Origin of the sequence: Mesorhizobium sp. M2A.F.Ca.ET.042.01.1.1 (assembly GCF_003997405.1) — a bacterium.
Taxonomy (GTDB): Bacteria; Pseudomonadota; Alphaproteobacteria; order Rhizobiales; family Rhizobiaceae; genus Mesorhizobium.
Map to the genome: position 1 here is coordinate 1 of NZ_RZRX01000221.1, position 10,888 is coordinate 10,888.

The 10,888-nt window shown below is 64.6% G+C and carries 9 protein-coding genes; 2 read left to right on the plus strand and 7 right to left on the minus strand.

Annotation, left to right across the window (positions count from 1 at the left end; all coding sequences use genetic code 11):
- The 6 genes from tssF to tssA form a co-directional block, all read right to left on the minus strand.
- Positions 1-1,743, minus strand: a 1,743-nt coding sequence (tssF, locus tag EOA23_RS26355) for a type VI secretion system baseplate subunit TssF (protein ID WP_127306306.1), incomplete at its 3' end; no start/stop codon positions are given.
- A gap of 1 nt (position 1,744) precedes the next feature.
- Positions 1,745-2,497 (minus strand): type VI secretion system baseplate subunit TssE, encoded by a 753-nt coding sequence (gene tssE, locus EOA23_RS26360; protein WP_127306307.1) that lies wholly within the window; start codon positions 2,495-2,497, stop codon positions 1,745-1,747.
- Entirely contained in the window at positions 2,484-2,960 is a 477-nt protein-coding gene (locus EOA23_RS26365) for an Hcp family type VI secretion system effector (RefSeq protein WP_126062707.1), read from the minus strand. Before EOA23_RS26365 ends, tssE begins: the two co-directional genes overlap by 14 nt.
- Positions 2,961-3,006: 46 nt before the next feature.
- The gene (gene tssC / locus EOA23_RS26370) at positions 3,007-4,512 is read right to left on the minus strand and encodes a type VI secretion system contractile sheath large subunit (RefSeq protein WP_042638543.1); all 1,506 of its coding nucleotides are present in this window, start codon (positions 4,510-4,512) and stop codon (positions 3,007-3,009) included.
- A 3-nt stretch (positions 4,513-4,515) separates the two neighbouring features.
- Positions 4,516-5,052, minus strand: coding sequence for a type VI secretion system contractile sheath small subunit (gene tssB / locus EOA23_RS26375; RefSeq protein WP_127306308.1), 537 nt, complete (start codon positions 5,050-5,052; stop codon positions 4,516-4,518).
- 5 nt (positions 5,053-5,057) lie between these two features.
- Entirely contained in the window at positions 5,058-6,233 is a 1,176-nt protein-coding gene (tssA, locus tag EOA23_RS26380) for a type VI secretion system protein TssA (RefSeq protein ID WP_127306311.1), read from the minus strand.
- Between the two features lie 332 nt (positions 6,234-6,565).
- On the opposite strand from tssA, the gene tssH reads away from it, so the two are divergent.
- Both tssH and EOA23_RS26390 read left to right on the plus strand, forming a co-directional pair.
- Positions 6,566-9,394 carry a type VI secretion system ATPase TssH gene (gene tssH, locus EOA23_RS26385; protein ID WP_127306309.1) on the plus strand — a complete coding sequence of 943 codons (2,829 nt, stop codon included), beginning with the start codon at positions 6,566-6,568 and terminating at the stop codon, positions 9,392-9,394.
- Between the two features lie 319 nt (positions 9,395-9,713).
- Positions 9,714-10,118: a host attachment protein gene (locus EOA23_RS26390; RefSeq protein ID WP_127306310.1), complete on the plus strand. Its 405-nt coding sequence runs from the start codon at positions 9,714-9,716 to the stop codon at positions 10,116-10,118.
- A gap of 91 nt (positions 10,119-10,209) precedes the next feature.
- Here EOA23_RS26390 and EOA23_RS26395 read toward each other — a convergent pair whose 3' ends face one another.
- Positions 10,210-10,686 (minus strand): plastocyanin/azurin family copper-binding protein, encoded by a 477-nt coding sequence (locus tag EOA23_RS26395; RefSeq protein ID WP_245463186.1) that lies wholly within the window; start codon positions 10,684-10,686, stop codon positions 10,210-10,212.
- Positions 10,687-10,888: the final 202 nt, after the last annotated feature.

The window sequence follows — 10,888 nt, forward strand, 5'->3', positions numbered from 1 at the left end:
AAGCAGCAATGTGCTCTGACCGGCCAGCACCGACTGGTCGACATGCAGCGTCACTTCGGTGCCGCGGCCGAAACACATCGGCCCGTCGATCTGGAGCCGCTCGATCACCGGGCGCGAGTCGATGCGGGTGATCGAATGCACGTTGCGGGCAAGGCTCGGATCGCCGCGATCGGCGTAGAGGTCGAGCAAGGCGTGCAGCGGGTCGACGCCGCGGCCCTCCTTGGCGAGGCTGAGGAAGTTGAGCGAAAGCTGCGCCACCAGCCGCCAGGCGAGATTGTCGGCGCGGGATTCGCCTTCGGCGCCGGCCGGCAGAGCTGCCGGGATCGCCGGCTGCGGCGGCCGCAGCGCGCCGAGCAGCCGCACCGCTTCCACCGGATCGGCGGTCTCCAGCGTCAGCGTCGGCGTGTCGTCCAGGATCGCCAGGTCGCGATTGGTGCAGAGCGCCATCACGTCGAGCCGCTTGAGCGGCCGGTTGGCCGGGCTCCCCGCCGGGCGCGAGACCGCGATAAAGACATCGTCGCCGGTATAGGAGGTTCGGGTCAGGCCGTCGCGCCGCTCGTCCTCCGTCGCCCGGCGCGGACGCCGCTCGGTCGAATAGACCCAGCCGCTGCCGCGGGTCTGCCCAAGGCTGAACAGTTCTGGAATGACCGCTTCGCTGCCTTCGGCGTCGGCGTCCTCAACCCGGGTGACGCGGAAGATCTCGAAGTCGCGCGCCCGGGTGCGGTCGGCATGCAGCACCTGGCGCGTCCGGCGCGGATCGATCTCGATGACGTTGCACTCGCGTTCGAAGAGATTGATGATCGGCGTCGCGAACAGCTCGAAATCGGCGGCCGTCACATCGGCGAGCTCCGGCACCGGACGCCGGAACAGGAAGATGATCTCGATCGCCCCGTCGCACTTGCGCACCACCGGCTGCAGGCCGGCGACCCGCACATAATGGAAGCGCTCCGGGATCATGAAATATTCGCGCAGCAGCCGGTATCCCTCGAAAGTCGGGCGGGTGCGCGGCATCAGCGCTTCATCGTCGTGGATGCCGATCATTTCGGGCTCGGGCAGGGCGGTGAGGGGATTGGTCTTGCCTTCCGCCCGCGCGCCGACGGCCGAGCAGGCGCCGAAGATGGCGTCGAAGATAAGCGGCGCCTTGGCGCGCCCGGCGAAATAGAGATCGAGGCGGTCGAGCGACAACTCGCTGAGCTTGCCCTTTCCGGTCCGCGCCAGCGTGATGCGGAACGCCGCCTCGCCGCGCACGTCGCCGATCGGCGCGATGCCGGCGGCCGCCAGCGCGCTGCGGTCCTGGAAATAGCCGACCGAGGTGATCGCGATTGGCCACAGCGTGACCTCTTGCGCGGTGGTGAAGGTCGAGCGCGTCGAGAGCCCCGGATGCAGGCCCGAGACCAGCCGCGTGCCGCGCGCGACAGCGTGGCCGGCGATCATCGACTGCACTTGCTGGCCAGGCTTCAGCACGGCCATTGCTGTCGCCGGCGCCGGCGTCACCAGGTCCGGGTAAAGCACGTCGAGCACGGCGCGCGAGAAGCGCGAGCGCTCCGCGTCGACCTTGAGCCGCGTGCGCGCGGCAAGGAAGGCAACGCCGTCGAGCAACCTTTCGACATAGGGGTCGGGGCAGGGGACGGTATCGAGGGAAAGGTTGCGCGCGACCGCCGGATGCATGTCGGCGAATTCCGCGGCCAGCGCCCGGATATGGGTCAGTTCCTCTTCGTAATACTCTACGAAGACCCGATCCATCTCAGGTCTCCCGGAATTCGGTTCGCGCCAGGCCGTTGTCGAGATTGATCGTGGTGCGCAGCCGCATGCGTTCCGGCGTCGGCGTCATGATCAGCACGGCGTCGATTTCGATCTTGAGGCCGACGCTCTTGTCGCCGAGCGTGACATTGACGGTTGTCGCGCTTTCCTTGAGACGCGGCTCGAAGGTGGCGAGCACCGCGCGGATCTCGCGCGCGAGGGTATCGCGGTCGAAATCCCGCGAGGAGCGGCCGGAGAAGGACGGCACGCCGTAATTGACGACGCTGCGGCGCACTTCCGGAAAATCGGCGAGCGACGGCAGTTCGTCCAAGGGCTGTTCGTGCTCGGCGTCGGACAGCATCGGCACGGATTCGAAACGCTCGGTGTTGAATAGCGCCTCTATGTCGCGCCGCACGGCTTCGCGCAGCACGCGCGCCGACACCACCACGCCGCGGCTTTCGAGTTCGGCGCGATGCTCTGTCTGGAACACCAGTCTGTGCAGTCGCCGTTTCTGCTCGGCCGTAAGCTCGGCATCGGCATCGATGGCCCGCGCGCTGCCGGCAAGAAGAGCCTCGACGCGCTCGGCGCCGAGTTCTTCATCCAGCAGGCGACGCAGCCCATCGATCTCCGACGTCAGCCCGGGCAAATCGTTGACGAGGCGGTCCCAGAGGGAGGGCTGAACCGCCTCGCGCTTTGCCCGGGAGCTGCCGGCGAGCTGCGCCTTAGCGCCGGGCCGCTTGGCCTCACTTGCCGACATAGACGTCCATTTCGATCTCGTCGTCCTTGTCGTAGACGAACTTGATCTTCTTGTAGGCGAAGCTGACCTCTTCCTCGATCAGGTCTGGCTCGTCCTGCGCCTGCCGCATATCGTATTCCATGATCGAGGCGTCGGTGAGCGTCACGACCAGATAGTCGCTGGTCTCGCCGTCGATGGTGCGGCGTGCCGAGAACACCACCTCGTCCAGCGCCTTGTTCTCGAACAGCGCCTTCTTCAGGTAGGGCGACGACTTGTCGTAGTGCTTGAAGAATTTGATCATTCCCATCGACACGCGGCCGCGTCGCGACAGCGAGTTCGGATCGTAGGGCGCGATCATCTTGTAATCGACGCCGTGGATCTCGATCTCGTCTTCATGGCCGTCGCGCTTGCTCGGGCCCTTGATGTCCGGCACTTTCAGGAAGCCGTCGATTTTCGTCGAGGGCGCATCGGTTCTGTCTGGCATTGTTTTTCTCCACCGCTACGAAACAAGATGACTTTGCTTAACGAGTTCAGCCCTTCACCGACGGCAGTTCCGACACCAGCCGGAGCGAGGCGTTGATGCCTTCCAACTGATAGTGCGGACGCAGATAGAAACGGGCATTGTAGTAACCGGGCCGGCCTTCGACGCTGTCGACCTGCACCTCGGCCGCGGCAAGCGGGCGCTTGGCGCGCGCCTTGTCGTCGGCGAAGGCAGGGTTGGCCAGCACGTACCGGTTGATCCATTCGGTCAACCAGATCTCCATATCGGTGCGTTCCTTGAACGAACCGATCTTGTCGCGCGCGATCGCCTTCAGATAGTGCGCGAAGCGCGAGACCGGGAACAAATAGGGCAGGTTGGCGGAAAGCCGCTCGTTCGCCTGCGCGTCCGGATCGACCAGGCGTCCGGCGCGCGTCTCGTCGTCCTGCAGCGAATGCGCGCCGATGAAGGCCGCAAGATCGGTGTTCTTGCGGTGCAGGATCGGCATCAGGCCGAGCTTGGCCAGCTCCGCTTCGCGCCGGTCGTCGATGGCGACCTCCGTCGGGCATTTCATCGCGATCGAGCCGTCGTCGGTGGGAAAGGCGTGCACCGGCAGGTTGAGCACCGTGCCGCCGTTTTCGACGCCGCGGATCTGCGTGCCCCAGCCATAGAGCTTGTGGCTGCGGTTGATGTTGACGCCCATCGGGAAGGCGGCATTCATCCAGACATATTTGTTGTGGTCGCCGCCCACCTCTTCCTCGAAGGTGAAGCCCTTCACCGGAACGGTCTCCGAGCCGTAGGGCAGGCGCGCCAGCACGCGCGGCATGGTGAGCCCGATATAGCGGGCGTCCTCGCTTTCGCGCAGCGACTGCCAGGAGGCGTAGGCCGGGTTGTTCACGATCATCTGCAGGTCCTGCGGGTTCGGCAGTTCCTGCCAGCTGTCCATGCGAAACAGCCGCGGCGAGGCGGCGGCGATGAACGGCGTGTGCGCCGAGGCGCAGACGCCCGAAATGTTGCGCAGCAGACCGACGTCGCGCGGATGGTTCGAGAACTCGTAGGCGCCGATGATGCAGCCGATCGGCTCGCCGCCCAGCATCGAATACTCGTCCGTGTAGACCTTCTTGAAGATGGGGCTCTGGTCCCACATCTGGCCTTCATAGTCTTCCAGCGTGTCGGCCAGCTGCTCCTTGGAGATGTTCATCACCCGGATCTTCAGCTTGGTATCCGTCTCGGTGTTGTTGATCAGGTACCAGAGGCCGCGCCAGGTGCCTTCCATCTCGCGCACTTCCGGCGCATGCAGGATCTCATTGACCTGCGTCGTCAGCATCTTGTCGATACCGGCGATCAGTGACTTGATCGACTTGATCGCATTGGAAGAGATGGTCGTCGTCTCGGAGCGCGATTGCGCCGCCAGTGCCAGGTTGCGCACCAGCTGCTGCAGCTTCTCGCTGTCGTCCTTCTTGACCTTGAAATCCTTTTCAAGGAGTCCGCTGAATTCGCCGAGATCGATGGCTTCCGCCTCGGCGGTGGCGGCTGCGGTCTTTTGCTGTTCGGCCATGACTTACTCCTCGCCCTTGCCGCCATCCATCGCCTGGCTGGCGATCTTGCTCAGCAGCGGCTCGTTGTTCAGAAGCTGCGCGATGCGCTTTTCGGCGTCGACGCGGCCGTCCATGAAGCCCAGCAGCTCCTCGAGCTGACGGCGCATCTTCAGGATCTCGGCCAGCTGCGGGACCTGCTCGGCGATCTTGTCCGGCGCGAAGTCGCCCATCTTGGAGAAGGTGAGGTCGATGGCGAGTTCTTCGTCCCGCTCCTGGCCCTCGGCCTGCGGCAGCGTGTTCTTCACCCGCGCCTTCACGCGCGGCCCCATCGCTTCCATGAATTTCGGGAAGCGGTTGGCGTCGGTTTCGACGAAGTTGCGGTCGAGGACCGATTTCGACGCTTCCTTGGTCTGCGAAGCGCCGGCAAGGTCCGCCATCACGGCCATGACGAACGGCAGTTCGATCGTCGTCGGGCTGCCGTAGGTTTCGACGTCGTAGGCGATCTGCACGCGCGGCGCACGGTTTCTTTCGATGACCTTCGCTTTGCTCTCTGCTGGCATGCTGGTTACCTTTCATCCTTCTGGGCCGGCTTCTTGGGATCCGGGACACCGGCAAGCAGCCGGAATTCCTTCAGCCCCGACGGGGCGAGATCTTCCATCAGTTCCACGAAATCCATGTGCACCATCCGGCGCACCCGCCGGGCGAGATGCGGGATGGGGCTGGACGGCTCGGTGCGGTCGTAGAAGGCGACGACGAGGTCCAGGCATTTGACGACTTCGTCCCGCGAGTTGATCCGGTCCGGCAGGCCGGCGCTCGCTTCGACTGGGCTTGCCACACTTGCCATCGGCTCGGCTCCATGACCGTTGCGGGCGGGCGTCGATGCCGGCTGCGCCGGCTGTGGGGAGGCTTTCGCGGCGCCATTGGCCACTTGGGTGCCGGCGCTGGAATTCCGCTCCAGCGTCGTCAGCAAACGCTGAAGGAACTTCTTCAATTCCGGGACGGTGGCGCCATTGCCTTCGATGCGGGCGTTGAGCGCGACATCAACTGCGTCGAGAGCGGCGATCGCGGCACGCGCGTCGGCCAGCAGCGACGTCATCGCGTCCGCCGCTTGATCGACCTGCGCCGCGCATCCGGTGCGCACGCGGTTCAACAGCTGGTTGTGGGCGCTCGTCAGTGCCGCCTTTTCGGCGGTCCCGAGGCCGGATGCAGCCTCTTGGAGCATGACGCGTTCGTCGAGCGCCGCCTGCTCCAGGTCCCGGCCGCTGATCGGCCCGATCGCGCGCGGCGAGAAGAACACCGCCTGCCTGAGGTTCGCCAGCAGGCCTTCCTGGCCATTTTGCAGGTCGAGCAGCGCATTGATGCGGCGCAAGGCGGCCTCGCGCGGCGCGCCCGTCCTCAGCGCAGGGTGCATCGTGTCCCAGTACTGTTCGAAGGTCTTGGCAATGAGCGTCAGGCCCTGGGCAAGGCCGGCCAGCCCTTCCTCATTGGCCAAAGCCTGCGCAACGATGACCAGCAGGCGCAGATCCCGGCCGCGCGGGCGCAATTCCTCGGCTTTTTCCAGCACGGCGGTCCAGTCGACCGGACTGGATTGCGAGGTGGGCTTGCTGTTGCCGTCGTGAACGACTTTGATCTGAGGTTCGGTCAGGCGCTCCAGCTCATGAAAGGCCGGGTCGTTGCGCAAGTCCTCTCCCGACGGATTCGCACCGTTCAGAGGATTCAGCCAGAGTGCGAGATCAATCACACCAACCCCCAGCCAGCGGCCCTGAGACCCCGTGTGACGTAACGTTATCACTGGCCTCACGCGACGACAATTGAGCACCTGCGCAAAAACTAACGGAAGCTAAACGCAGCCGCTTTCTCGGCGAAAACCCATTGCGCGATTGTCGGACCCGGTATGTGAAATGGCTCGCATAGTCCGGGCGCCAATCCATGTTTGTTGCCACGAGTTTGCAAGGCTTGTGTAACCGGGCGGTGCCGCCCGGATAGATTCAAAGGCCCTATCCGCCGCACGGCTTTGTCAAGCAGCCGCTTATATGGCAGGGTATGGGTCGGCAGGTTGCGGGAGCAGGTTCGATGGAACAGCGCCGGTCATCGCAGAGCTTCAAGCGTAAGGAACTGGTCGCCAAGCTCAACGCCACGGGGGTGCGCGCCTTCAAGGCCGCGGCCGACACGGCCAAGCTGCGCGGCAATCCCTATGTCGAGCTCGCCCATTTCATCCAGCAGCTGGTGCTGTCGGAGCGCTCGGATGTGCAGATGATCGTCGCCGACGCCGGCCTGGATGTCAGCCGGCTGACGGCCGACATGACCCGCGCCATCGACAAGCTGCCCTATGGCGCCACTTCGGTGGAGGAATTCTCAGACCACATCTTCCACGCCATCCAGGAGGGTTGGAACCTGGCGACGCTGGAGTTCGGGGTGGAGGAGGTGCGCAGCGCCCATATCCTGCTTGCCTGCCTGAGGACGCCGGCGCTGGAAGGCCTGGTGTCGAAGATCAGCGCCGAATTCGATAAGATCGACGCCGATGGCGTCATGTCCCGCTTCGCCGATGTCACCGAAGGCTCGCTCGAAGCCGGCTCACCTCCCGCCGCGGCCGCCGCGGAGACGCCGGTCAAGCGGGGCCCGGGCGGGGATTCCGCGCTCGCCAAATACGCCACCGACCTCACCCAGCGCGCCCGGGACGGCAAGATCGATCCGGTCGTCGGCCGCGATCCCGAAATCAGGCAGATCGTCGATATCCTGATGCGACGCCGGCAAAACAACCCGATTCTGACCGGGGAGGCCGGCGTCGGCAAGACGGCGGTGGTCGAGGGATTTGCCTTGCGCATCGCCCAGGGCGACGTGCCGCCGACGCTTCAGAATGTCTCCGTACGCATGCTCGATGTCGGGTTGATGCAGGCCGGCGCCAGCGTCAAGGGCGAGTTCGAGAAGCGGCTGAAGGCGGTCATCGACGAGGTCCAGGCCTCGGAGACGCCGATCATCCTGTTCATCGACGAGGCGCATACGCTGATCGGTGCCGGCGGCGCCGCCGGCACCGGCGATGCAGCAAATCTCCTGAAGCCGGCGCTGGCTCGCGGCGAATTGCGCACCATCGCCGCCACGACCTGGGCCGAGTACAAGCAGCACATAGAGAAGGATCCGGCGCTCACCCGCCGCTTCCAGGTGGTCAAGATCGACGAGCCGTCGGAAGCCGTGGCTGTGCTGATGCTGCGCGGCGTCGCCGGCGTCTTGGAGCAGCACCATAAGGTGCAAATCCTGGACGAGGCGATCGAGGCGGCGGTCTCGCTTTCGCACCGCTATATCCCGGCGCGCCAGCTGCCGGACAAGGCGGTCAGCCTGCTCGACACCGCCTGCGCCCGCGTCGCCGTCTCGCAGCATGCGACGCCCGCCGAGGTCGAGGACATACTGCGCCGCCGTCAGGCGCTGGAGGTGGAGCAGGGCATCATCGGCCGCGAGGCGGCGATCGGCATCGACGTGGCCGACCGGCAGGTCCGCGTCGATGCCGGGCTGGCGGAAACCGAGACCGCTTTAGCCGCCGCCCAGGCGCGGTGGGATCGGGAAAAGGCTTTGGTGGCCGAGATCCTCGACCTGCGCGCCAAATTGCGCGGCGAGGGCGTGCCGCTTGATGAGGCGGCGGCGGAGGAGAATGCCGGGACCGAGAGTGGGGACGGCGCGGCAAAGGCGCCCGAACCAAAGGCTGCCGAGAGCAAGACTGGCGACGGCGCGGCTGCCGGGGCCAAGAAGGCCAAGACCTCGAAGGCCAAAGGGGCAAAGGACGCAAAGGCCGAAACAGTTTCCGCCGAGCCGGCGGATGAAGCCGCCGCCGACCTGGCGCGGCTGCGCGAGCTGATGGCCGAGCTTGCGGCCGCGCAGGGCGAGACGCCGCTGATCCTGCCGTCGGTCGACCGCAACGCGGTCGCCGCCGTGGTGCAGGATTGGACCGGCATCCCGACCGGACGCATGCTCTCCAGCCAGACCGAGAAGGCGTTGAAGCTCGCCGCCACCCTGTCCGAACGCGTGGTCGGCCAGGATCATGCCATGGAGATGATCGCCAAACGCGTGCAGACCAGCCGCGCCGGCCTCGGCGCGCCGGAAAAACCGGTCGGCGTGTTCCTGCTCTGCGGCCCTTCCGGAGTCGGCAAGACCGAGACCGCGCTGGCGCTGGCCGAGACGCTCTACGGCGGCGAGCAGAACCTGATCTCGATTAACATGTCCGAGTTCCAGGAAGCCCACACGGTCTCGACGCTCAAGGGCGCGCCGCCCGGCTATGTCGGCTACGGCAAGGGCGGCATCCTGACCGAGGCGGTGCGCAGGAAACCCTATTCGGTGATCCTGCTCGACGAGGTCGAGAAAGCGCATCCGGACGTGCATGAGATCTTCTTCCAGGTCTTCGACAAGGGCATGATGGACGACAGCGAGGGCCGCCGGATCGACTTCAAGAACACCCTGATCCTGCTGACCTCGAATGTCGGTTCCGATGTCATCATGGACCGCACCAGGAACGGCACCGTGCGGACCGGCATCGACGATCTCGACACCGCCTTGCGCCCGCCGCTGCTGAAAGTGTTCCCGGCCGCCTTCCTCGGCCGCGTCGTCACCATTCCCTATTATCCGCTGTCGGATGTGATGATCGAGGCGATCGCCCGTCACCAGTTCGGCAAGATCGCCAAGCGCCTCAAGGCAACCAACGATGCCGAGCTGGTGATCGGCGACGGCGTGATGGACCTGGTCAAGGCGCGCTGCACCGAGATCGAGTCCGGCGGGCGCATGATCGACGCCATCCTCACCAACACGCTGCTGCCGGAACTCAGCCGCGGCGTGCTCAACCGCTCGCTCGAGGGCAAGAAGATGGCGAAAGTCATCGTGGGTGCGTCGCCGGAAGGATTCACCTACTCCTTCGAATAGGACCTTGCCGCGACGGGTCAAGCTTCGACGGCGCCGCCGTCCGGCATGGTGCGAAGTTCGTCGACTTTGATCCCTCCGGCGTGATCTACGCCGCGGGGGCTTCGATGGATTCGATCCCCCTCGCGCCGTCCGGAGGTGCTGACTGTCATCGAGGCGCTGCATTCCGCCTTCTGCCCGACTTAGTCGATCATTACATGGCCGTGCCCGGCTTTGATCAAGGTCAAAGCGACGCGAGGCGATCGGGGCTTACCTGTCTGGCAATGGCAAGTGAAATGATCGGACGCCGGAGTGCTCGGCTGATCCGACCTCGGAGAAACACATGATCCTGAATAACGGCACCCTCGTCGCGGTTACGGATGGCGAGAGCCTTCGACTGTTTCACAACAAGGGGCACGAACCTCATCTCGACCTGATCGAAGTCGAGGATTCGGTCCTTGAAGTGGCCCACGCCGGATCCGGCGGGCGGCATCGCAGTTCAACCGCCAATCCGGACGAGTCCCGGCTGGGCGAAGACGACTTTGCCGCGTCGATCGCGAGCTATCTCAATCATAAGGCCCGCGAGAAGGCCTGCGAGCATATACTGGTGATCGCCGATCCGCGCACGCTTGGCGAGATGCGGAGGCATTATCAGCCGTCACTGAGCGCCAAACTCGTCGGCGAGATCGCCAAGGACTTCGTCAAGCATTCGGTGATATCGATCAAAGGCGCCATAGAAACCGCCTGAGCGATCGACACGCGGTTCGCCCTGATTGGCACAACCACACTTGGCTTGGCGAGCACGCCGCGGTTCGTCGCCGGGCGTGCTCGATGTCGTCTTATTGAACCTTGATGGTGGCCCACATGCCGTTCATGAAATGATCAGGGATGTTGCAGAAGACGGCGTAGAAGCCTGGCTTGAGGTCGAGCGTCAGCGAGCCCGACTTGCCCGGATCGAGTTCGGAGACCTCGCCCAGATGGCCGGCCGCATCCTCATCGACACGGTTCTCGTTCGAAATATAGGGCAGCGTCGTCTTTTTTGGGTCCGCCACGGGAACGACGATCATTTCATGGACCGTGGCCTTGGAGGTGTTGGTCACATCGAAGGTCACCTTGCCAGCCGGCACGACCTTCTTGTCGACCTGAACCTTCATCATCGCCATGCTCATATTCGCCGGCATGCCCATCCCCATCTTGGCGTCGGCGTTCATGTCGCCGTTCTTGTCCCACAATTTCACGTTGACCGTGGAATCCGCGAACGCCGGCGCCGCAACGGCCAGCGTGGTCAACGCCAGTCCAATTCTCAGAAACTGCATCGAATGTGCTCCTGTCTGCCGTCCGGCGACCACAAGGCGGACTGCTTGGAAAGATGATCGGTCGCGAGCGCTGTCTAGAGCGGGATGAAGTCATTTCCGGTCGTATCCTGCATTGGCGAAGTAGTTTGAGCACTCGGCGGGTGTCGTGCGGTTGAGGATCTCGCCGATCGCCTGACAGACGGTTTCGGCCGTCCGTTTGGCC